22 protein-coding genes are annotated in these 23,875 nt (G+C 33.5%); 13 read left to right on the top strand and 9 right to left on the bottom strand.

All coding sequences use genetic code 11. From position 1 onward, the window contains the following. Window positions 1-330 precede the first annotated feature (330 nt). Both MJ631_RS00325 and guaA read left to right on the top strand, forming a co-directional pair. On the top strand, window positions 331-1,797 hold the full coding sequence (locus tag MJ631_RS00325) for a type II secretion system protein GspD (RefSeq protein ID WP_026097225.1): 1,467 nt from the start codon (window positions 331-333) through the stop codon (window positions 1,795-1,797). A gap of 227 nt (window positions 1,798-2,024) precedes the next feature. Then, window positions 2,025-3,587 carry a glutamine-hydrolyzing GMP synthase gene (guaA, locus tag MJ631_RS00320; protein ID WP_052265035.1) on the top strand — a complete coding sequence of 521 codons (1,563 nt, stop codon included), beginning with the start codon at window positions 2,025-2,027 and terminating at the stop codon, window positions 3,585-3,587. Between the two features lie 220 nt (window positions 3,588-3,807). On the opposite strand, the gene MJ631_RS00315 is transcribed toward guaA, so the two are convergent. After that, the gene (locus MJ631_RS00315) at window positions 3,808-4,500 is read right to left on the bottom strand and encodes a TerC family protein (protein ID WP_263858710.1); all 693 of its coding nucleotides are present in this window, start codon (window positions 4,498-4,500) and stop codon (window positions 3,808-3,810) included. A gap of 282 nt (window positions 4,501-4,782) precedes the next feature. Between MJ631_RS00315 and MJ631_RS00310 the strand changes: the two genes are divergently transcribed. The 3 genes from MJ631_RS00310 (at window position 4,783) to lepA (ending at window position 9,145) form a co-directional block, all read left to right on the top strand. Then, a complete protein-coding gene (locus MJ631_RS00310) occupies window positions 4,783-6,159 on the top strand; it encodes a malonyl-CoA decarboxylase (protein ID WP_019236618.1) in 1,377 nt (458 codons plus the stop codon). Between the two features lie 85 nt (window positions 6,160-6,244). Continuing rightward, window positions 6,245-7,267, top strand: coding sequence for a hypothetical protein (locus MJ631_RS00305; RefSeq protein ID WP_262986377.1), 1,023 nt, complete (start codon window positions 6,245-6,247; stop codon window positions 7,265-7,267). 81 nt (window positions 7,268-7,348) lie between these two features. After that, window positions 7,349-9,145 (top strand): translation elongation factor 4, encoded by a 1,797-nt coding sequence (lepA, locus tag MJ631_RS00300; protein ID WP_213863771.1) that lies wholly within the window; start codon window positions 7,349-7,351, stop codon window positions 9,143-9,145. A 239-nt stretch (window positions 9,146-9,384) separates the two neighbouring features. On the opposite strand, the gene MJ631_RS00295 is transcribed toward lepA, so the two are convergent. Together MJ631_RS00295 and MJ631_RS00290 are read right to left on the bottom strand one after the other, a co-directional pair. Beyond that, window positions 9,385-10,257 carry a hypothetical protein gene (locus MJ631_RS00295; RefSeq protein WP_007301937.1) on the bottom strand — a complete coding sequence of 291 codons (873 nt, stop codon included), beginning with the start codon at window positions 10,255-10,257 and terminating at the stop codon, window positions 9,385-9,387. A gap of 95 nt (window positions 10,258-10,352) precedes the next feature. After that, window positions 10,353-10,724 carry a glutaredoxin gene (locus MJ631_RS00290; RefSeq protein WP_006015443.1) on the bottom strand — a complete coding sequence of 124 codons (372 nt, stop codon included), beginning with the start codon at window positions 10,722-10,724 and terminating at the stop codon, window positions 10,353-10,355. A gap of 68 nt (window positions 10,725-10,792) precedes the next feature. Between MJ631_RS00290 and ribF the strand changes: the two genes are divergently transcribed. Genes ribF through MJ631_RS00270 form a run of 4 tightly spaced genes read left to right on the top strand, consistent with a single transcriptional unit; the run spans window position 10,793 to window position 14,840 of the window. Beyond that, window positions 10,793-11,725 carry a riboflavin biosynthesis protein RibF gene (ribF, locus tag MJ631_RS00285; protein WP_019236620.1) on the top strand — a complete coding sequence of 311 codons (933 nt, stop codon included), beginning with the start codon at window positions 10,793-10,795 and terminating at the stop codon, window positions 11,723-11,725. Continuing rightward, window positions 11,722-12,198: a signal peptidase II gene (gene lspA, locus MJ631_RS00280; protein WP_007301940.1), complete on the top strand. Its 477-nt coding sequence runs from the start codon at window positions 11,722-11,724 to the stop codon at window positions 12,196-12,198. The genes ribF and lspA overlap by 4 nt, the downstream gene beginning before the upstream one ends. Before the next feature lie 4 nt (window positions 12,199-12,202). Then, window positions 12,203-13,531, top strand: a complete 1,329-nt coding sequence (locus MJ631_RS00275; protein ID WP_012481845.1) for a M16 family metallopeptidase — start codon at window positions 12,203-12,205, stop codon at window positions 13,529-13,531. Beyond that, a complete protein-coding gene (locus MJ631_RS00270) occupies window positions 13,518-14,840 on the top strand; it encodes a M16 family metallopeptidase (RefSeq protein ID WP_214303276.1) in 1,323 nt (440 codons plus the stop codon). The genes MJ631_RS00275 and MJ631_RS00270 overlap by 14 nt, the downstream gene beginning before the upstream one ends. On the opposite strand, the gene purN is transcribed toward MJ631_RS00270, so the two are convergent. Then, on the bottom strand, window positions 14,834-15,400 hold the full coding sequence (gene purN / locus MJ631_RS00265) for a phosphoribosylglycinamide formyltransferase (protein WP_007301943.1): 567 nt from the start codon (window positions 15,398-15,400) through the stop codon (window positions 14,834-14,836). The two genes, MJ631_RS00270 and purN, sit on opposite strands and share 7 nt — an antisense overlap. A 266-nt stretch (window positions 15,401-15,666) precedes the next feature. Here purN and MJ631_RS00260 point away from each other — a divergent pair, with 266 nt between their 5' ends. Further along, a complete protein-coding gene (locus tag MJ631_RS00260) occupies window positions 15,667-16,083 on the top strand; it encodes a hypothetical protein (RefSeq protein ID WP_007301944.1) in 417 nt (138 codons plus the stop codon). Here MJ631_RS00260 and MJ631_RS00255 read toward each other — a convergent pair. Further along, window positions 16,076-16,597, bottom strand: coding sequence for a Na+/H+ antiporter subunit E (locus MJ631_RS00255; RefSeq protein WP_006015458.1), 522 nt, complete (start codon window positions 16,595-16,597; stop codon window positions 16,076-16,078). The genes MJ631_RS00260 and MJ631_RS00255 overlap by 8 nt on opposite strands. A gap of 103 nt (window positions 16,598-16,700) precedes the next feature. On the opposite strand from MJ631_RS00255, the gene MJ631_RS00250 reads away from it, so the two are divergent. From MJ631_RS00250 to lgt, 3 genes are all read left to right on the top strand, one after another. Continuing rightward, entirely contained in the window at window positions 16,701-17,612 is a 912-nt protein-coding gene (locus MJ631_RS00250; protein WP_007301945.1) for an ankyrin repeat domain-containing protein, read from the top strand. Between the two features lie 88 nt (window positions 17,613-17,700). Beyond that, window positions 17,701-18,150 (top strand): SsrA-binding protein SmpB, encoded by a 450-nt coding sequence (smpB, locus tag MJ631_RS00245; protein WP_007301946.1) that lies wholly within the window; start codon window positions 17,701-17,703, stop codon window positions 18,148-18,150. A 6-nt stretch (window positions 18,151-18,156) separates the two neighbouring features. Continuing rightward, on the top strand, window positions 18,157-18,948 hold the full coding sequence (lgt, locus tag MJ631_RS00240; protein WP_007301947.1) for a prolipoprotein diacylglyceryl transferase: 792 nt from the start codon (window positions 18,157-18,159) through the stop codon (window positions 18,946-18,948). Between the two features lie 214 nt (window positions 18,949-19,162). Here lgt and MJ631_RS00235 read toward each other — a convergent pair whose 3' ends face one another. The 4 genes from MJ631_RS00235 to MJ631_RS00220 all read right to left on the bottom strand — a co-directional run bounded on the left by MJ631_RS00235 (window position 19,163) and on the right by MJ631_RS00220 (window position 23,776). Further along, complete coding sequence (locus tag MJ631_RS00235) at window positions 19,163-19,705, bottom strand: hypothetical protein (RefSeq protein ID WP_007301948.1); 543 nt, start codon at window positions 19,703-19,705, stop codon at window positions 19,163-19,165. Between the two features lie 84 nt (window positions 19,706-19,789). Then, on the bottom strand, window positions 19,790-20,317 hold the full coding sequence (locus MJ631_RS00230) for a phospholipase D family nuclease (RefSeq protein WP_139686392.1): 528 nt from the start codon (window positions 20,315-20,317) through the stop codon (window positions 19,790-19,792). A 40-nt stretch (window positions 20,318-20,357) separates the two neighbouring features. Next, window positions 20,358-21,845, bottom strand: coding sequence for a UbiD family decarboxylase (locus tag MJ631_RS00225; protein ID WP_052264652.1), 1,488 nt, complete (start codon window positions 21,843-21,845; stop codon window positions 20,358-20,360). A gap of 47 nt (window positions 21,846-21,892) precedes the next feature. Next, window positions 21,893-23,776, bottom strand: coding sequence for a DUF3857 domain-containing protein (locus MJ631_RS00220; RefSeq protein ID WP_214303273.1), 1,884 nt, complete (start codon window positions 23,774-23,776; stop codon window positions 21,893-21,895). Window positions 23,777-23,875 lie beyond the last annotated feature (99 nt).

The following is a 23,875-nucleotide window of genomic DNA, read 5'->3' as shown; positions in this document are numbered from 1 at the left end:
ACTAGAGATTATAAATTAATGAAGTTGAAAAGTCTGCAGACGAAGATAGATTTCGAGCTCTAGAATATCTTCACTATCAAAATAACAAAGCTGTCAAAATTTGTCAAGTAATTTTTATCGCAACTGTACAAACATTGCACAGGACAAATTTAAAATGCTGTAAAATGGTGTCTGTTCAGACGCATGTGAAACCAGTGCTTCTTTTCATCCCACTTCCATGCGGCTAAACCCTTTTCATAATCTCCTATCTATCATTTCTTAAACCACTCCCCTGAACGGATACAATTAAATACATTTTTAACATTTTTATAGAAAACTATTAGTATAGATTTGTATGCTGCCCTCATGGCTATTTTAAAATGTTTAATACTCCTTTTCATTATTTCTTGCACACATTTACCTAACAAGCAACATTCTGTTAATATAGACAATTATAAGCACGATTATTCGTTGCAACAATATAATACTCCTTTGAAGAATAACGAACCAGCAATACCAGAAATGATACCTTTACCGGTAGAGTTTCCCGATCTTACAACCAGTAATCAGTTTCTTTCGATTAATGTTGATGAAAAAGTACCAGTAAAGGATTTACTGATTGAAATAGGAAAACTTTCTGACATTAACTTAGACATAGATCCCAAAATATCAGGTAATATTACTTTAAAGCTAAAAGATAAGAACATAAACGAAGTAATTCAGAATATAGCCAACAGCGCCAAATTGCGTTACTCAATGAATAATGGTGTAATTAGAATTGAACAAGATTTGCCATATGCACAAAATTATTACGTAGACTTCATCAATATTCAACACTCTGCTCAAAGCAATTTTGTCGTTAGTGGCAATGTTACAAGCAGCGATGCTGACAGGAATGTTAGAAAGTCTCAATATAGCAGTGACTTATGGAGTTCATTAGAAAAAGGCTTAAATGCAATAATGGATGTTAATGGAGTGGATGATGGTGAATTTCTTTCATCCAACAGAGAAGCTGGTGTCATTATTCTAAATGCTAGAAAAGATATTCACAAAGCTGTTGAAGAATATATTAATAAAGTTAAGAAATTGGCGTCTTCTCAAGTAATGATCGAGGCCAAAATAGTTGAAGTTGTATTAGACGATAAATACCTTTCTGGTATCAACTTAAATGATTTGCATAATGAAACAAAATCTATAACAAATCAAGATAGTTCCATTACTAGCCTGGTAATGAACTCTGATTTAGAAAATTTAGTAAAAACTTTAGACAAGTTTGGCACTTCAACCGTAATTTCAAGCCCTAGAGTACATGCTATAAATAATCAGCAAGCAATGATTTCATTTACTAAAAACCATATCTATTTTACTTCCGATATACAGAAAGATACCGGAAACTCCAATCATGCCTTAATTACCAAGATGAATAGCACTCCAATAGGTGTGGTGTTAATAATCCACCCAAGCATTAACATTGATACTAACGAAATATTTATGGATATACACCCAACCTTATCAAGAATTAACAATTACACTAAAGACCCAAATATAGAATATGTCGCACAACAGAATAAAATGAAATTAAATAGTGACATTCCAATTATTGAAACCAGAGAAATGCACTCTACGTTAAAAATTAAGAGCGGCGAAGTTATGGTAATTGGTGGGCTTATAGAGCATAGAAAAGATAACCAAAACTTATTGCATCAAAAGTCAAAAAAACTGGCTAAGACAGTAGAAACCGTCATCTTCCTGAAAGCAACAATCGTACCAACACTTGGTTTATTAGATATAAAAGATAGGAATTTATATATATATTAAACGTATCCGTTCAGGCAATGGCATCAACTTAAGGAAAGATGTTGGGGTTGCTATTATGATAAGAAGAGAGTATCAGAATGATAATTAAGACAGCTTAATCATAAATCTGTTGCAGTAAATTTAAGTTACTTTAGTCATATATTAAAGTTTTTAAACAGGTCTTAGTTTACTTACTTTATTGTTTTCTTTATTATCAAATATTGCTTTAAATAATATGGAGGAGCACATTGTCAGCAATTGCCGTTATTGATTTTGGTTCACAGTTTACACAGCTTATTGCAAGACAAATCAGGGAAATGGGCGTTTACTGTGAAATATTTCCAAGCAATATCGATTTCGAAACAGTATCAAAATTCAATGGATTTATTTTTTCTGGAGGACCGCAATCTGTAAATGACAATTGCTCTGAAGTAAGTGAAGTAGCACATAAAATTATAAAACTTAACGAAACAATAAACACTCCTATACTTGGAATATGTTATGGACAGCAACTCATTTGTCATTATTTCGGGGCAAAGGTAAGAAAAGAATTCAATCAGGAATTTGGCAAAACTAAAATCAAGATACTAAAAGAATCCCCAATTATAAAGGATACTTGGGACGTTAATTCCGAAGTCGATGTGCTAATGAACCATGCAGACAGTGTCGAAACTATACCGCAAGGATTTACTGCTATTGCCTCAGGTATAATAAATCAAACAATCGCAATAATTGCCAACGAACAGCGGAAGATTTACTGCACTCAGTTCCATCCTGAAGTTAAGCCTACGACAAATGGTAGTAAACTTCTCTCTAATTTCTTAGATATTGCAAATTGTGAGAGAGATTGGACAATGAAGTCATTCATTGAAAAACAGAAGGAAAAAATTCAAAACTTAGTAGGGGAGAAAAAAGTAATTGCTGCAGTAAGTGGGGGGGTTGATTCAAGTGTTGCAGCAGTTCTTACACACAAAGCTATAGGAAAACAATTAAACTGTATTTTTATCGATACTGGGTTATTGCGTAAGAGCCAGACCACTGCTATGTTAAAAGAAATTCCAATAAATTACGTTGATAAATCAAACTTGTTTTTAAGTAGGTTAAAGGGAATAACTGATCCGGAAGAAAAGCGAAAAATTATCGGCAATACTTTTATCGAAGTATTTGAAGAAGAGGCAAAAAAAATAGGTGATGTGGATTTTTTAATGCAAGGCACCATTTACTCTGATGTAGTTGAATCAGGGCACGCTTCAGGAAACACTAGTACAATTAAATCTCATCACAATGTTGGTGGGTTGCCAGAAAAAATGAATCTGAAATTAGTAGAACCTTTACGCTATCTCTTTAAAGATGAAGTAAGGCTGCTTGGCAAAGAAATTGGGCTTTCAGATGAGATAATATTTCAACATCCATTTCCTGGGCCTGGACTTGCAGTGAGGATCATAGGTGAGGTTGATGAAGAAAAGGTACGAATATTGCAAGAAGTAGATGAAATATATATCAACACAATGAAAAATTATGATCTGTATGATAAAATATGGCAGGCTTTTGCTGTACTGTTACCAGTAAAAACTGTGGGAGTTATGGGAGATAATCGTACATACGGATATGTTTGCGCTTTAAGGGCTGTGACTTCATCTGATGGCATGACAGCTGATGCATTTCCATTTGAAAATAAAGATCAACATTCGTTAGTATTTTGGAGGTTTTTGCAAGACGTCAGTAGTATAATTGTTAACAAAGTTTCCGGAGTAAATCGAGTTGTGTATGATTTAACTTCCAAGCCACCAGCAACTATTGAGTGGGAGTAGCAATAATTTCATTCCAGTTTCAGCTACTCGAATCACACCAAAGAGGCTGGTTGCATAACTCAAATTTTAAGGAAAACTATTTAATGTCATTCCAGCGCGTAACGCTGGAATCCAGAAAAAAAGAACCAGTGTCAGCTACTCGGATGACATCGAAATGTTCGTACAGATATTCGTCACACACCGGAATAAAAATTAGACTTTTGCCTTGTGCAAAATAATTTCAAGGCCGCATTGTCTTTATTTTGCTTATAGCTTCCACAAGCACTGCAAACATAAATGAAGAATACAAATATGCTTTTGGTAGTTCTATGTGAAGCCCTTCAAGTGTTAGATATACACCGACGAGTAAAATAAATAGAATGGCAATTACTTTTAAGCTTGGGTTGGATTTTATTACCTGAGCGGTATAATTTGATGAAAATAGCATCGCTAATATGGAAAATGTAAATGCTATGGCAATGATTATCATATTGTGAGTTAATGCTATGGCAGTTAATATTGAATCAACCGAAAAAACTAAGTCTATTAATATAATTTGTAGCACAACTAAAAAAAATTGTGATTTAACATTTGCCTTTGTTTTGTTCTCCTTATGTACAAAAATTTCGCTCCATAACTCTATAGAACCTTTAACAATAAGGAATAACCCTCCTGCAATCATAAGTAAATCCTTTACTGAGATATCTAGCGATACAGCGTGAAATATAGGCTTTTGCATTGATAGTATATATGATGTAAAAAATAGTATTACAAAACGCATCAATAGCGCTAAGCCAAAACCTATAAGGCGGGCTCTTTCTCTCAGCAGATTTGGCACCTTATCTATTGCTAGAGAAATAAAGATTAAATTGTCTATACCAAGTATAGTTTCAAGTAGCGTAATTATCAATAAAGTCCAAGCATCAGCTAGCATTTTCATTCCAAAGTCAGATTTTGTACTTTACAATAGATGTGTAAAAATTAAGTAACTTCGACTAGGTAATTAAAAAATCAGCCTTACCCGGAAAAGAAAGAGGCAAAAGGGCATTTTTATAATAAAAGTACTTTTGTAAGAGAAATAATGAAATTAAAAATCTAACTCTCTTTACGAAAATTTTAAATAGATTGTAAAATAGTTGTACCATGAAAATATATGCCTTCTTTATAGACTAAGATTTTTCTTTAAATTAAGATAGATACACGATAAAAGGAACATATGACAAAAGAATCATTAGCAAAAACTGATATAGTAAAAGTTGAAGATAAGAAAGCAACAAAGGGATTTTTTAAAATATTAGGTGAAGTAGCAGATGCTGTAAGGTCATGGGTTGGCAATATTGGCCCTGATTTAAGTAGTAGTCGCGATGTCGATAGTTTAGTCTTGAAGATGAACGAATGCTTAAACCCAAAGGGGGGTGAAGTCTCAGCACGTAAGAACACCGTATCTCTTGGTAATTTGTACTTGAGTTTATCAGAGGCAGGTCAAATAAAATTTTTACAAACCCTGGCAGAAAAGTTCAATCCGGATAAAACGAAAATAGATGAAGAAATGAAAGTATATAAGAAAAATCAAGATTCTGAGTCGAGCTATAAGTTTGAACAAGACTTAATAAAAGTCCTTGAATCACCACGCTCTAAAATATTGAAGCAGTTTATCTCCTTACCGGAGGGCCTTAAGTTTATTGTTGATATGCGTTCTGATGTACTCAAGCTGAAGAATCAATATAAAAGTCTAAGTCCACTAGAAAACGAATTAAAAAGTATACTTTGTACTTTGGTTGATGTTGATCTACTTGATCTTCATCAAATCACCTGGGATTCACCTGCATCATTGTTGGAAAAACTTATAAAATATGAAGCTGTACATAAAATTTCCTCTTGGGGTGACTTAAAAAACAGACTAGATTCTGATCATCTCTGTTTTGCTTTCTTTCATTACAAAATACCAAATGAACCTTTAATTTTTGTAGAGGTTGCACTGATGAATGAGATTGCAGATAGTATTCAACACGTTTTGGACGAGTCAGTTCCTTCAAGTGACCCAAGCAGTGCAAGTACTGCTATATTCTATTCAATATCAAACACTCAAACTGGTTTATCTGGAATTAGCCTCGGTAACTTTTTAATAAAGAGAGTCGTAGAAAAACTATCGCAAGAATTTAAAAGCGTAAAAGTGTATGCAACTCTTTCTCCAGTTCCTGGATTTACAAAATGGCTAAAAAATCAAGACGTAGCTTTATTAGGTAAGCTTAATATAAAACAATCAGGTACAGAAATTTTAGAAAGCATAAAAACTAACATTGAATGCGAAAAACAGTCCCTACTGAAACTTTGTGCACATTATTTGCTAAAGGTTAAAAGCAGTGGTGGAGGTGCTTATGATCCAGTAGCACACTTTCATTTAAGCAATGGTGCATCAATCAAACAAATCAACTGGATGGCTGATACTTCTGAAAAAGGCATTAGTCAGTCAGCCGGAATAATGGTGAATTATCTGTATGAGCTGCCTAAAATAGATAACAATCATGAGAATTATATGATTAATAAAGTGATTTCTCATTCAAAAAAAGTGTCAGCTATGTTAAAGGAATAATAGGAAGTGCGCAAGCATATAGAAAGTGCTAACATTCCCTAATGTTTATGTATATAATATTAAATAGTTTTATGAGGTAAAATGTATGAATAGTGATGAATTAGAAGAATTAAAGAAACTAAAACAAAAGATACAAGATGCAGTAGCACATAAAAAATTGTATGGTGTATTATTTGCAGATTCTAAAGAGATAGAGTTATTCAATAATTGTATTAGCAGTATTAAAAGTAATGGAATAGGCAAAGAGGAATCAAATGAATTGATAACCATTTATAAAGGACTTAATTCAATATTTGATAACATTAGTTCTGACTGGGATGGCAATAAGGGTAGCCTAAATGCTCAAAAAATTATTGTACATTATCAAAACTTAGAGTCTATCTTAAAGATAGTAAACATAATTAAAGAATTGAAGACAAGATTGGGCCAAGCATTCGTGATCTTCAACTTTGATGAATCCGGGTTAATCCAGGATATCGAATCACTCCAAAAAAAAATGAAAGAAGTGCTAGAAAACATGCAACAACAAGAACAAAGTGCAGCAAGGAAAAAAGAGTTAGAAGAGAAAGCTAAAGCAGAGTTTAGCAAGTATATAGAAAACGGCACTATTGATGCGATGTCAATCAAAAGGGATAGTAATTCAGATCTTCTTTATACAATAATTAAGCTAAAAGAAGACAATAAAAGCACAGATATTAAAGTAAGCGAATTTTTAAATAGTGATTTTTGTAAAGAAAACAATATTGCCGGTCTTCTTCTTTCAAGTGGAGATCAAAAAGAATTTATCAGTGGTAAAATACATGAGGGGATTAGATATTATCATATAGGTACCACAGTTCAATATGGAATAAAGTTTAACTGGTATGTAGACGGAAAGGAATGTAGCATTACATTAGGTGCTAACAGTGATGATAGTATTAGAATAATAAGTGATAGACCAACTGATGCGGATTTAGAAAAAAATAAAGATGTAAAGATTAAAGTTGGTGATGCTTACCTAAGCCTTGCTGATGCAGTAAAAACGTGTAGACAGCAAGAAGATCCAAGTAGCACAGTGAAGCAAGCATCAGCTAATGAGCATTGCCGTCCATTGGCAAGGACAGCTTAATGTTTTTAGCAAAGAGAGATATAAGTAATTGCTCTTGTAATACTTAAAATGTAAAATAGATCTACTTAAATAAGTAGATCTATGAACAATATAAGAAATTTTGCAATAATAGCACATATAGATCATGGGAAGTCAACTCTTGCTGATCGTTTGATAGAAGAATGTAACGGTCTTGAGACAAGGGAAATGACCAATCAGGTACTTGACTCAATGGATATAGAGCGTGAACGCGGAATCACAATCAAAGCACAAACGGTAAGACTCAATTACACTGCAAATAATGGTAATAAATATTGCCTCAACCTCATGGACACACCAGGTCATGTTGACTTTTCATATGAAGTCAGCCGAAGCTTAGCTGCATGTGAAGGCTCACTTTTGGTGGTGGACAGCAGCCAAGGAGTTGAAGCTCAGACTCTGGCAAATGTGTACAAGGCAATTGACAATAATCATGAGATAATAGTTGTGCTCAATAAAGTTGACCTTCCTGCTGCAGATCCAGAAAAGGTAAAGCTTCAGATTGAAGAAGTAATTGGTATTGATGCAAGTGAGTCAATTTTGATATCGGCAAAAACTGGTCTTGGGATAAAGGATGTACTTGAAGCTATAGTGACAAAACTTCCCGCTCCTCAAGGTGATACAAATGCTCCACTGCAAGCAATTTTAGTTGATAGTTGGTATGATCCTTACCTAGGAGTAGTAATTTTAGTGCGAGTTAAAAATGGAGTACTAAAAAAAGGCATGAGAATCGTTATGATGTCTAATAATGCTACATATCAGGTCGATAATATCGGTATTTTCACTCCTAAAAAAGTTATGACTGGTGAACTTTCAGCAGGTGAAGTTGGTTTTATAACTGCTTCAATGAAAGAAGTAGCAGACTGCAAAGTAGGAGACACTATTACTGAAGAGAAAAGGCCGTGCAGCAAGGCATTACCTGGCTTTAAAGAAGTACATCCTGTAGTATTTTGCAGTATTTTTCCCAATAACACAGATGATTTTAAATATTTAAGGGAAGCACTAGAAAAATTACATTTAAATGATGCTAGTTTTACATTTGATGCTGAAACGTCAAATGCCCTAGGTTATGGATTTCGTTGCGGTTTCTTAGGAATGCTACATCTTGAAGTCATTCAAGAAAGACTCGAAAGAGAATTTGATTTAGATCTAACAGCAACTGCACCGAGTGTTATATATAAAGTTGAAACACAAAATGGTAAAGTTTTAAATATCCATAACCCAAGCGATATGCCAGACCCTACAAAAATTGAAATAGTGGAAGAACCGTGGATCACTGCAACTATAATGGTACCTGATCAATATTTAGGAGAGATTCTATCTCTGTGTGAAGAGAGGAGAGGAGAACAGCAGGATTTATCTTATGTTGGTAATACGACAACAGCACTACTGAAGTATAAATTACCGCTGTCTGAGGTTGTTTTTGATTTTTACGATAGACTAAAATCAATTTCCAAGGGATATGCAAGTTTAGATTGGGAAATATCCGATTATCAGGAAAGTCAGATAGATAAATTAAGTTTTTTAGTTAATGGAGAACCTGTGGATGCGTTAGCCTGCATTGTTCATAAAAGCAGGGCAGAAAAAAGAGGCCGTGAAATATGTGCACGTTTGAAAGACTTGATACCACGCCAGCAATATAAAATCGCGATTCAAGCGGCAGTAGGCGGAAAAATTATTGCTAGAGAAACGATTAACCCGTATAGAAAAGATGTAACAGCCAAGCTCTATGGTGGAGACGTTACACGAAGGATGAAGCTGCTTGAAAAGCAGAAGAAAGGTAAGAAAAGATTGCATTCTGTAGGAAACATAAACATCCCACAAAATGCTTTTATTGAGGCTTTGAAAATAAATGATTAATATATATTCAAAAACATAAATTTAAAGAACTAAGTGATATTTTCTCAATAAATTTACTGACATTGATATGGGTAAATTTGAAATAGCTATGTGAATTTGTAAAACACTATATAAGATACCATACAACGAAATCATCCCAGTGTTAAACGCTGGGATGACAGAGAGCAGCTCAATTGCTCCACTCAATCAGTAAAAATCAGATATATGTAGACATTGGCTAAAACCATTCCAACAACATTTTAGTGAAACTTAACAAGCTTATCTATAGTTTTAGTGATGATTCTTGGAGTATTTGGAGAGACTTCTGAGCCCAGTCTATTTAACCGCTCTATAGCAAACCCGCTGTTCTCATTTATTATGAAATCACATAAAATATTTTCTATATCTTTAATAACACTTTCATGCTTTCTCAGAGGATGGTTATTCGGATATCTATGAATGGTTTTGATGCTAGAATACTCAACGAAAGCTTGATCTTTAAAAGCAAGTTGTCTCAATTTCTCTTTGAATTTTTCTTCTTCATCTCTTGCTAAAAGGCAAGACTTTATCAGTGATTTTATAATCGAGTTTATAGCCTGATGTATTTCAGAATGCACTATAACTTTGATGATATTTTCTTCCACTATGCAATCATAAGTGCTTTTTTCGCTCTTTAATGACTCTATAAGCATTTTGCTATTTTGCGAATTCAATTCCAGATTCTCTTCACTTATAGGAGTCATTATAAAGGTATTCTTATTTACCCTGATGTAAAATTGTGGCAACCCTTTAGAACAGGCAAATGCTACATCCTTAGACTCAAGTGCGTGATTGTATGAAGAAGAAAGGGTGCTTGCTATAACGCTACTTGGTACTTTCATTCCATGATTACTTAGGTGATTTAACACATTCTCAACATCATGATATGTAAAACCTGTATCTTTTATCAATTCAACAACTTCTATGCAATTGTGTTGTTTATACTCTATTGTCACTTCTTCTGTAAAAAGAGTTTTAGCTGCTATATGCTTATCAAGCACTGTGAAAATCTTGATGAAACTCTCTAAATCTTGTTTGTTAATTAATTCAATACTAATTAAGTTTTTGCTAACAATTATAATATTTTTTATCATTTTTTCCCACTAAAAAAACTCACTAGATGAATTGTATTTTTAATTCATTAAAAATTGTTTAAAGTGGGTATGCCAGCAACAGTAAGACAAAAAAATCACATAAAATCTTCATTATGTATTATATTACATCCCTCGTGTTCATCACTGCCGCTTGTGTAAGCTGTTGCATTAATGCTATCTTCATTGTTATTTAACATATTATCCAACTTTCCTTCTTTTTCAAGGTCCATCAATTTGTCACATCCAGCAATATGATGTACATAATCACCATTTTCATCAGTAATAAAAATTTGTGGAACTGTCCTGACGTTATATTTTGATTTTATACCGTCAAACAAATCCGAGTTTCTAAGTACATCAATTTCTTCGTATTTCACACCTTTTTCATCCAATAACTCTTTTGCTTTCTTGCAGAATGGGCAGTACTTCTTCACATATATTACAACTTTTCCTTTAGTGTTTTTCACGATTTATCTCCATAGTTCATAAAATACAACTATTATATATAAAAAATATATATAAAATATCAAATTGTATGAAAATTATTTACAACTGTGAGCAAGGGATAAAAGATAATGTGGCACTAACTTTCGGAAATTTCGATGGCGTTCATTTAGGACATAAGTTTGCAATTTCCAATCTAAAGAAGGTAGCACAAGAAAGAGGATTACCCTCTGCAGTTTTAACTTTTGAGCCTCACCCATCAACTGTTTTATTTAGTAGGAACAATTTTAGGTTAATAGACCAAGAACAAAAAAAGGAACTAATCAGCAGCTATGGTATAGATTACTTGTATATTATTAATTTTAATAGAGGTTTTTCTGAGGTTAGCTGCGATGACTTCATTGGTAAGATTTTGGTAAAGAAGTATGGTGCTAAACATATAACTGTTGGAGAAAGTTGTACTTTTGGTCACAAACGATTGGGTAACATATTAACTCTAGAAAAATATTCTCAGATGTATGAATATTCTTTAACTAAATTAGAGCCATTGATAATCGATAGAAAAATTTGCTCTTCTTCCTCAATCAGAGAGTGTTTACAAAAAGGCGAAATAGAAATTGCTAATAAATTGCTTGGTAGGTCTTATCAAGTTTCTGGTATTGTAACAAAAGGTGCATGTAGAGGTAGAGAAATAGGGTTTCCAACCATAAACATTCCGATAGAAGATTACATGATAAAACCTAAGCTTGGTACATATTACGCCAAAGTTGCATTTTCTGAAAATAGTTCAAGTTGGCTATATGGAGTAGTCAACATTGGTATGAGACCTACATTTAAGGACTTAAAAAAACCTATAGTAGAAATGCATATATTTGACTTCAACGAAAATGTATACAATTTTAAGGTTGACATACAACTTTTAAAATTTATTAGGGCAGAAAAAAAATTCCATAGTATTAACGAGTTAACAAAACAGATAGACCGTGATATAATGAAGGCTTACCAGTTAAAGATAAACTTATGAAAAGGATATGTTTAGTTATTATATTGATTATAGTATCATTCGATCAAACAAGTAAATTGTATATAAACTCTTTGATTGATGAGGGGGAGTCAATCGAGATTACTAGTTTTATGAAATTAGTTGAAGTTTGGAATTCAGGAATTAGCTTTGGAATGTGTAGTACTCTGCCGCATGGCAGCTTCTTTTTTTCAGCATGTTCAATATTAATAATTGGTATACTTGCATACTTGATATATAAATCTAATGATAAGTCAATTTACCTTAGTTTTTCTCTGATGATTGGTGGAGCGATCGGAAATGTAATTGATAGAATCTATTGGGGAGCTGTATATGACTTCATATATTTTCATATCAATGATTGGTATTGGCCAGCCTTTAATTTAGCAGATCTATCTATAGTTTGTGGAATGTGTACATTGTTATATAAGTGGTATATATATGATAGGTCTATCTCTAAGCAAAATGAGGAATGAAATAATGCTTCGCAAATTCTTTAGTTTTTTTATACTATCTGTGTTTTTTTTCATTTGTCCGATTTCTTTGGAAGCTGAAATCATAAAGCATGCTAAGCTCAGTAACGGATTGGATGTTTATGTAGTACCTAATCACCGAATTCCAGCTGTTTTTCATGCAATAATATATAAAGTTGGGGGAATGGATGACCCAATTGGCAAAGCAGGATTGGCTCACTACTTTGAACACTTAATGTTTGAAACTACAGGAAAATTTAAAGACATAGAATCCACTTTGGGCAGCATTGGGGCCCAATTTAATGCTTTTACCACTAAAGAATACACCTGCTACTACGAATTAGTTCTCAAAAAAGATTTACCACTAGCAATGGAAATTGAAGCAGATAGAATGGGCAATTTTGATGTTACTCAAGACAAAATAGATAGAGAAAAAAATATCGTATTAGAAGAAAGAAAGATGAGATTTGATAATAATCCTGAAGCTTTACTATGGGAGGAAATGAACAGTGCATTTTATCGTAATGGTTATGGTAGGTCTGTTATTGGTTGGGAGAGCGATATTAAAACTTACAATCAAGATGACATAACAAGGTTTCATGATAACTATTATCATCCAGGTAATGCTATACTGCTCGTTGTTGGTGATGTAGAATTTGAAGAAGTAGTGGGATTAGCAAAGGAAAAATATGGTGCAATTAAAGCTGAGCCTGTAGTGAAGCATTATCCGAACCAAGATTCAATACATAATGCAGATATATCGGTAATTTTAGAAAGCACTGAAGTAAAAGAGCCAGTTTTATACTTTCGCTATAGTGTTCCTTTATTTGAGCAAATAAGTGAAACTTTTCCTGTTGATTTGGCAGTTGATGTTTTGGGGAATGGCAAGTCTAGTAAGCTATATAAAGATTTAGTTCTAGATAAGAATGTAGCAGTAGAAGTGTTTGCTTATTATAATAGCTTAGCTTTTAGTAATGGTTACATTGAGATTCGGGTAACTCCAAAAAGCGGGGTGAATTTGGATGCTGTTGCAAGAGAGTTAGAAAATTCTATTAATCACTTTAACTCTGAAGGAATAACAAGTGAAGAGTTGCAAAGTACAAAGTCTAAATACAAAGCAGCACAGCTTGATAATCTATCTGATTTAACTAATATAGCAATGTTTTATATACCACGTCTAGCACTAGGTATTCCACTTGATGAAATAGACATTTCATATAGCAAAATTAATGATGTCAATCTAGAGGATGTAAATAATAAAGTTCACGCTATCTTTTCTACTAATAAATTAGTTGGTCGTTTGCTACCAAAAGGAGGTAATAATGAAGATAAGTAAATATGTATTTCTATTTTTTTTCTGTCTAGGCTTTAATTTGCAAGCAAGCAGTCACTTAAATATAGAGGAGGTTACTACTAATAAAGGATTTAAGTTTTTATTTGTTGAAAACCATGATCTACCAAAAGTTTCACTTAATATATCATTCAAAGATGCAGGTTGTGTGTATGAAAGTGCAGAAAAGCAGGGGCTTGCTTGGTTTACTTCTCTTGTAATTCAAGAAGGAGCAGGAAAAAATGATGCCAAAGATTTTGCGAAAAAGCTTGAGGATAAAGGAATTAGTTTAAATTTTACTTCTGGTTTAGAAGCATTTAGGGTTTCATTAAACACTTTATCTGAGAATCTAGAGGATGCAATTTCACTACTGAGTGATGCTATAATGCGCCCTAAAGTTGATCCTGAGGGGTTAAATAGAGTATTCGAAAAAGCCAAAGTAAACTTTAATAATTTTGAAAAAGACCCTTATTTTATTGCTGCAAAAGAGTTAGATACATTGTTGTTCAAAAAACATCCTTACTCAAGAGATCCATATGGAACTCTAGACACTATAATGAACATTACTAGAGACGATGTTTTAACATACATAAAGCGTAGTTTTACTAAGGATAATATCGTTATTAGTATTGTTGGTTGTGCAACAAAAGAAGAAGTTAGTACGCTGCTCGATAAATATTTATCTAAGTTACCATCAAAAAGATCGAAAGTTAGGAAGGTATCTGTAAAAAATGAATTTGGGCCTGCAGAAAGTAAGAGCGTTTTTATGGATATACCACAGAGTGTAATACTTTTTGCTCAAAAAGGCATAGCATATGAAGACCCTAATTACTATAATGCTAGTGTTTTGATTAATGCGCTTGGTGGTATGAGTCTAAACTCAATACTGATGAAAGAGTTGAGACAAAATCTAGGTATTACTTATGGTGTTAGTGCACGTAATGTTCCTAATAAGCATGGAAATATTATATCTGGATTTATGAGTACTGATAGTTCCACTGCTAGCAAAGCTATATCAGCAGTAAAAGATACATTTAGCAGAATAAAAGAGGAAGGAATTGACGAACAATTATTCAAGGATGCAAAAACCAGTTTAGTAAATAACCTTATCTTCTCTTTTCTATCCAATAATGCGAATACAGCAACGTTACTGGATAGTATGCAGATAGATGATCGTGATATTAACCATATAAATAATTATGCAAATATCATTAATGATGTTCAATTGGAAAAAGTAAACAAGCTGGCAAGTTCTTTACTGAATCCTGAAAATTTATTTTTTGTTGAAGTTGGAAGAAACGCTCAAGGTCAATAGTTAATACCTTCTACTATTGATCTTACTGCTTTTACATAACACTTATGCTCTTCAGCTAGAATGCGCTCTGAGAGACTGTGAACATCATCATTTGGTAACACTGGAACAGTAGCTTGAGCGATTATGGCTCCAGCATCAATTTCAGGAGTAACATAATGCACAGTACATCCTGTAATTTTTACACCCGCTTTCAGAGCTTGCTCCTGAGCATTTAGGCCCTTAAATGACGGAAGTAAAGAGGGATGAATATTTATAACTTTGTTATGCCATTTATTCAGGAAATTGGCCTTTATAATTCTCATAAACCCTGCAAGGCAAATTAAATCAACCTTATGTTGAACAAGTATTTCATGAATTTTATCAGTATCAAGTGGCTTATCTTCAACAACAAACGCTGAAACTCCTGCTTGCTTTGCTATTTTAAGGCCTCCAGCTTCACTATTATTTGTGATAACACACACAGTTTCAGCAGGGAAATTCTGATCTTGACATGCTTCTATTAAAGCCTGCATGTTTGATCCTCTACCTGAAATTAGTATTCCGAGTTTTATCTTTTTCATTTTAGTGCAGCCGTAAGAATGGATATTAATAAAATAGCTCAAAAGGAAAGTTTATTTTAGAATAAATACTATTGTGTAGCAATATTTTACACTGCTGAATAACATGGAATTAAAGAAATCATTCAGTTTGAAGTAACTTTAACATTTCATTTTAGGAATATTATACAATTTATGGTAAATAAATGCATATTTTTATGGCTGCGTTATTATTTATTTAACAAAGTATTAGTATAATTTACTACACTGAATTAAATGGAGAAAATTCAATGAATAAATTACCAAGCAATGCAAAAACAAGCAAGTCTCAGGTTACTCAGTGGGAGGTAATAAAAAATTGTGAATATTCTGATAATTGTTTATCAAAAGTAGTAACTTTATACGTCATTAAAATGGCAGAATTATCAGATATTTATACGAGTAATGAACCTGAAATTAATACTATACTTACAAGAATAAGCATAACAAGTGAAAATGCATTTTTAAATAAGGTTGTTGATATTGAAATTATGGAGGGCATTTTTCCGTACAAATTCAACAGCAAGAAGAAAAATAACATATCAAGGCTAGAAGATTTGTACAATTATTTATGTTCTACTGTTATTGATAGCCTTCCAAAAGAAATGCTTGAAAGCCTAAGAAGAGAATACAGAGACGCTGTTAACTTATTTAAAGCAATTACTTAACTAGGTGTAACATTTTTAAGACTTTACCTTCTATTTCAGAAATGCCACTTTCAAGATCTTTATCTATCAAACATATGGTAGATAAATATGTTTTCTGCTTCTTTTCAACATTGATAGTTAAAGTTCCAGGAGTAATCGTAACCGAGTTAGCAAATAATGCAATGGTCTTATCATTATGTCCTATGCATTCTCTTACAATAACAATTGGCTCAACTGTAGATTTGAATCGTAGCACCTTTTTTGTTACATAAATACTTGAAAAAATAATTTGGTAAATTAGCCAAGGTATATAACTTATAAGCTGATAAAGTGACAGCCTACCACTATCATTTAGAATTTGACTAAGGGCACTTTCAGCATCAATTAACCTTTTAAAGATAATCAATGTGAACACAGAAGAAAATACTCCACAGAGAATAAAAAAAGGCTCAAAATAACCAGACAATGTAATCCATAGAGAAGACAAAATCACAAATGATAGAGAAAAAAACTTAATATTTTGCCTGACTTTCATGATTTGGAGTATAACTTAAATGATTTTTTAGAAAAATAAAAAGTTCTTGATTTTTGTGTCAAAGAACATAATAACCAAGTTATTTTAATAAGTAGTGGAGATTATGACGCTTGATGATTTTCTAAAAATGCTTGAAGAAATAAATGATACTTCAGGTTTAAGCAAGAACAACATAGTTGAACGAATAAAAATAAAATTAGAAAGAATTGATTTACGGAGGTGGGAAGATAGTGGATTTAATATCAATCATATATTCACTACACATAGTGATCTAGATCCTGTAGAAACTACATTGTTGCATTTTGCTGCTAAGAGTGGCTATGAGAACATAGTAATAGCTCTAATTGAATATGGAGCATATGTTGATGCATGGGACAGCGATGGATGCACTCCTTTACATTTTGCTGCTGAATGGAACCACAAAGGCATATTAGATATTTTAATTGAAAGTGGAGCAAATGTTAATGCGTGGGACAATGATGTATGTACACCTTTACATCTTGCTGCCGAAGGTGGGAATGAAAGTGTAGTAAGAGCTCTAATTGCATGTGGAGCAGATGTTAACGCGCAGAACAATGATGGACACACTCCTCTACATTTTGCTACTAAGAGTGGCTATGAGAACATAGTAATAGCTCTAATTGAACACGGAGCATACGTCGATGCGTGGGATAATTATAGAAGCACTCCCTTGCATTTTGCTGCTGAAAGTGATAATGAAAACATAGTAAGAACTCTGATTGAACATGGAGCATGTGTTAATGTGTGGGATAGTTGTGGACGCACTCCTTTGCATTTTGCTAGCGATCATGAAAGTATAAGAGATATTTTAATTGAAAGTGGGGCATATGTTAGTAAACAGAACAATAATAGATATGCTCCTTTACACTTTGCTATTGAATGGGGCTGCAAAGATGTGATAAGTTCTTTGTCAGGTAATGCTAGTCCTAGGGCTGAAATGGCAGTAGGAAGAGTGGAACAAATTACACTTGCAGGAAGATTGGAGCTTTTTTAACCAAACTTGCATTTACTGAGATAATTGTTTTGTTATGAATTAAACCAAAAGTTCTGTAATATATTGAAGCTTAAAGATATCTTTAGATATGGAAGTTATTGCAGAAAATAGAAAAGCAAGGTTTGAATACTTTATCTTAGAAGAATTTGAAGCAGGTATGATCCTCTTAAGTAGTGAAGTGAAATCACTAAGGGAAAGAAAAGCAAACATTTCTGATGCTTACGTTACTGAAAAAAAAGGTGAAATATGGCTAAACAATATGCATATCGCAGAGTATAAAGCTGCAAACCAAAAGAATCACAAGCCAAAAAGAGAACGAAAATTGCTTTTGCATAAAAAAGAGATAAATAAGCTAATTGGTCAAATCAAAACCTCTGGAATAACTGTTGTGCCACTTTCTATCTATTTTAATGATAAAGGGTTGGCAAAAACTAAAATTGCCATTGTGAAAGGAAAAAAACTCTATGATAAGAGAGCAACCATAAAGCAGAGAGAGTGGGAACGTGAGAAAAGTAGATTGTCTAAGAATAATTTGTAGTAAAATATGTCTTTAAGTCCAGTTATTTTTAGCATCGGTCCTGTTTCTATATATTGGTACTCTTTAGCATATGTTTTGGGTATAGTTTTTGCATATTGGTATTTACATAAGCTAGACAATCAAAAAATATTTACTAAGAATTTTTACGATTCGTTATTAACAGCCGTTATTATAGGCATTATCCTTGGAGGTAGGCTTGGGTACGTATTGATATATGATCCAGTTCTCTATATAAGCAATCCTATCGAAATACTAAAGACCTGGGAAGGAGGTATGTCATTTCATGGCGGTGCTATAGGAGTTTTGCTTGCAGTAATAATCTCCTGTAGAAGACATAACATTCCTATATTTTACACACTGGATCTAATTTCTTGTGGAGTTCCGATAGGTTTACTTCTAGGCCGCATAGGTAATTTTATAAATGGAGAGTTATTTGGCAGGGTTACAACTATGCCGTGGGGTATGGTATTTCCAGAAAGTGGTGATAATTTATTGCGCCATCCAAGCCAACTTTATGAGGCATTTTTTGAAGGAGCGCTACTTTTCGTAGTTGTAAATTCACTATTTTACTTGAACAAAATGAGATTGTATTATGGTGCAACAACTGGAGTTGCAGTTATGTTGTATGGAGTAGCACGTTTTATGGTTGAATTTTTCCGCGAGCCAGACTATCAAATTGGCTATTTATGGTTCAATTTAACTATGGGACAGTTGCTTTCTATACCTATGATTTTGTTGGGAATGCTTATATATTTAGGTGCGTTGAATTTTAGGTTTAATACAAAATCTATTCAATAGACAAGAGGTAAGTTGAATAAAAAAATATAGTAGAAGTTTATCTACTACATAGCATGTACAACTGTACGAACTTTTCGTGTTGCAGAGAATAAACGTGAGGGCACAAACCTTTTGTTGCATAGCTATGAAACAAACTTAGTAGCTACTGACCAAATTCATTATTAAGTAGATATTCATTTTTCAACAAAATCCCCTTGATTTAGAAGCTACTCTATTAAAACATATTTTTAAACTTTTGCCAAAACCCTGGTTTATTATCATTAACCTTTGTGAAGGCTATGTTTAAACTGTATCTTGGATCGTTTGGCACATCATATCTAATATTCAGTATTGAAACTTCGTTTTTATTATGAACAGAAACATCGTCATATGATAACTTTGTCGTGTAGCACTTTATATGCTTTTGCTTATCATATACTATATCACCTGATTCCCCTTCTAGTTCTACAAATTTAGTTTTTTTCTGACATTCTTTTATTTTTATTAGATCCTTGTCTAGTGATATTGAAACCGGTAGTGTATTACCAGCATACTCTTTAGCTAAAAGCTCACTTTGAGGATACATTTTTATTTCCCTTCCAAAATGTGAGTCTATAAAATTATTGCTCCAAAATTTGTCTCCAGAATGTACATATTTGTCAGTAGCATACGGTACACCACCATAATTGCATTGAACTTTGTAATCTCCAACACCATTATTTTGAAAAAAATCATGAATGGCAGCGTAACTATCAGCAGCATCATTTATGTAATCCATTACCTACCCCTTAAAACCTTTTAATTTATTATATCACAAGAAATTAAATCTATCAATAAAAAGACTTTTTTTGATATCAAGTATCTAGGAAGCATATTGATAGGATTGTGACATTCGTATTTCCCAGTTCTTCACATACTGCTGGACTAATTCAGGATAATTTTCAATAATTAATAAATTTTCAGCGTTTCCCTTTTCAGCTGTCTTACTGAGGTTAAACGATCCTGTGATGACTTTTTGATTATCAACAATTATTACCTTATTATGAGCAATTTTTGGCTTATTATCGATCCAAATCGGTATTCCATTTGAAAACAATTCGCTTATGACACTATATTTTGAATGGAGTTGTGATTTATCTAAGACGACTTTAACATCAACACCACGCTCTTTGGCGTTAATCAAAGATTTTGCAACTGTTCCAAGAGTAAATGTATATTCTTGAACTAAGATAGATTCTTTAGATTGGTCTATCTCGCTGATTATCGGTACAGCACAGTCTTCTTCAGGTGAGAAGCAAACTGTTGCTTTTGGGCAAGGCGAGAATGTAGGACCCACATAGTAATACAGAGAAAAACATGCCGACAAAAATAAAAGATATAAAAGCCTCACAAACCACACCTAAATACACGGCGGTAGTCTACATCATAGTTTAATCATCTGTCAACCCATATTCCTTCCACTTCTCTGTAACTTTCTTTATTATTTCCTCGCTCATTTCAATTTTTCTTCCCCATTCTCGTTTGGTTTCAGGTGGAAGTTTGTTTGTTGCATCAAACCCTATTTTACCTCCGAGACCACTTTCAGGGGAAGCAAAATCTAAATAATCAATTGGGGCATTCTCTATCGTAATTGTATCACGCACAGGGTCCATTCTTGTTGACATTGCCCACATCACCTCTTTCCAATCACGTATATTTATATCATAATCAACAACTATAATAAATTTCGTGTATAAGAACTGTTTGAGAAAAGATAGTGTGCCCATAACAATTCTTTTTGCATGCCCTGGATAAGCCTTTTTTATCGACACTACCGCTATTCTATATGAACAACCTTCTGGGGGCAGATAAAAATCTACTATTTCCGGAAACTGATTGATAAGAATCGGCACAAAAATTTCGTTGAGTGCTTCACCAAGAATTGATGGTTCATCTGGTGGCTTGCCAGTGAAAGTGCTGAGATAAATTGGATCTTTGCGCATTGTAATTGCAGTAATGTTAAACTCAGGAAACTGTTCAACAGCATTATAGTAACCGGTATGGTCTCCATATGGCCCTTCATCTTGGTAATTATCCAAACTTACATATCCTTCCAAAACAATTTCTGCATGAGCTGGAACCTGAAGAGGAATAGTTTTACAATTTACAAGCTCAAGTGGTTTTTTTCGCAGCAGCCCGGCAAATTGGTATTCTGATAAAGTCTCCGGCACCGGAGTTACCGCAGCAATAATTGTTGCAGGATCGCTACCAATCACAGCAGCCGCAGGAAACTTCATATTTTGTCCCCTCTCCTTCCACCGTTTATGGTGACCTGCACCACCACGATGTGCAAGCCAGCGCATGAGAGTCGTTTTTTTATTCACAACCTGCATACGATATATTCCAAGATTGAAATTATCTTGCTTGTCTGCTGTTGGTCCTTTTGTTACCACAAGTGGCCAAGTGATAAGCGGTGCAGGCTCGTTTGGCCAGCATGTCTGAATAGGTAGCAAACTAAGATCCACCTCATCCCCAGTTAGCACCACCTCTTGACATGGGGCTTTGCTCACAACTTTGCTCCGCATCGACAATACAACTTTTAGTAGAGGAAACATTTTCACAGCATCTTTGAAGGTTTTTGGTGGCTCAGGTGATCGCAAAAATGCTAGAAGTTTACCCAGATCCCTTAATTCATCAGAATTTATACCAAGTCCGAATGCAATTCTCTCAATAGTACCAAATAAATTCACTAAAACGGGAATTGAATTTTTGCCATTTTCTGTGACAACATTTTCAAAGATGATAGCTGGTCCCTTGTTTGACAAAACCCTACGATGAATTTCTGTCATTTCAAGAATAGTTGAAACTTCTTTTTTAATTCTAATTAGATCTTTTTTTTCTTCTAATGCTCTGATGAAGTCGCGTAAGTTATTGTACATATTTTAAAAATTTTAAGCCTTTTAAGAAGTGCTTTTCCCAGCACAACTCATTCACTTATTATTATAGAGGCTCTAGAAAAATTATTCTCCAATTCGCTTTTTAAGTTTTTATATTCAGCAGTCTTTAATTCTTCATTGGTAATAAAGCTTTTCTTTATGGTTATTAAATTGCTAAATTCGGTTCCATCATTTTGATATTTACAGAACCTATTTACATATAACCAAGGAGAATTTATTTCAAAATTCAAATTTTCACAATTTTTAATTTTGATATCTTTTATTATCATATGGCTTTCCTTAGTTTTAGGAACACCAATAAAAAGATCTGACACTTGGTCAGAAGCTGTATTGACAACATCATTAAGCCAATTATCTCCTAAATTCAAAGCAGGTCCTAGATTTGTCTTAAAAATCTTATTTTTTTGCTGAAACTCATATTTGATTGTAAGATCTTCTACATTACGTAAAGTAAGGTCAGGCAATTCTAAGAACTTCTTTTCTTCTTCATCAAGATATACTCCACTAATCATACGAAAAACAGAATCCCTTAATTGCTCATTTGAATAATACAATCCAACCCCTGTTAAGCCTAAGGCTGCTTCCCCTTGCACGGTAAGCTGGCCATATTCATTTACAACATTATCTTCTATAGTTAATTCACTATGGGATATCACTTTTGAATTTTCACCTTGTACAGCAGGAATTTTTATGTAATCCGCTTCCTCAGAATCGAGTACTAAAGCGTTTCTATCAGCAATGTCTGGAAAAATACCCTGTGCCATACTGACGGTATTAGTTGGATCAATCCAATATATTTTCCCACCTCTATTTGTTACTCTGAGCATCACATGATTAAAATTACCCATATTAGGTAATGCTTCAGAGTTAGAAGTATTAGTAGTTCCTCTCATAACTAAAATAGGTTGAACTTTGTAACCAAGTTCTTGTAAAATAGCAGCTGTGCTGGCAGAAAAGTCCTTGCAATCCCCAACTTGAGAATCAGCAATTTTCTCTAAATCTCTCGGGAAATATTTTCCTGACACTGTACGCCAGTCTCCCATGTACTGAACTTTTTCATTCAATAAAGAAGTAACTGCATTAATTTTCTCCTCATCGGTACTCTCATTGGCAGCAAATTCTGCTATAGCTTCAAAAGTTGCAGGAAGCGGCTGATTGATGACGCTATGATATCCAGGAGCTAATTTTTTAGCTAAATCCTCCCATTCAGATAAGCTTGAAAGTGATACCCAAGTGTTGTGTTTTATGTTCAATATTCCATTATGTGGTTCATTTGTTGTGTTTTCATAAACTGCTCTCTTTAAAGCAATGCTTATAGAATGTACATCATCCTTTTTTTCCTCAGCAATTTCTAATACGCTTCTTGGATCATTAACTTTAATCTCTAGAGGCAATTCAGAATTGATTTTAGTATTTTCTGCTTGTAAATAATCCCCATAATACGAAAAGCTCAAGCCATAAAAATTATCAACGGGAACCTTTTTGTTAACTTGCTTATATCTTAAATATACTTCCGTACCAATTTCTATTTTAGGGAATGAGATGGTTACTTGCCTTAACTGATCGAAACCTTTGCTAGGGCTAGCCAGCGGTTTATCCTCCATCATGTCTTCAGTTACTATATATTCTTCTCCGTTGTAAGTTGTTTTAGCCTCTAAAACAGTAAAATCTGCACTATCATCATTGTAAACAAGACTGTATAGAGAGAACCTATCACGTCCGGATTCCTTGAGTATTTTTGCTTGTAGTTCTACTTCCGTTTCGTAGGTACCATCTCTATTAACATTAATGTTAACATTAGAAAACTTAACCTCGACAGAAGCATCTTCGTACTTACTCCACCTTGCTTCAGCTGTCGAAGCTACAAAAAATGCTAACATTGCTAAGTTAAAGACAGCTTTTAAAAACCTCATTTTTTACTTACATTTATTGAAAAATCATTCTATTATATCCGAACAACACTATCGGAAATGTAAGACTTAGTGTGTTCATATTACTTAGCGACGCGCTTA

Origin of the sequence: Wolbachia endosymbiont of Oryzaephilus surinamensis (genome assembly GCF_025617515.1) — a bacterium.
Taxonomy (GTDB): domain Bacteria; phylum Pseudomonadota; class Alphaproteobacteria; order Rickettsiales; family Anaplasmataceae; genus Wolbachia.
Note: the sequence above shows the minus strand (reverse complement) of the source record. Positions and strands in the feature narration are given on the sequence as shown.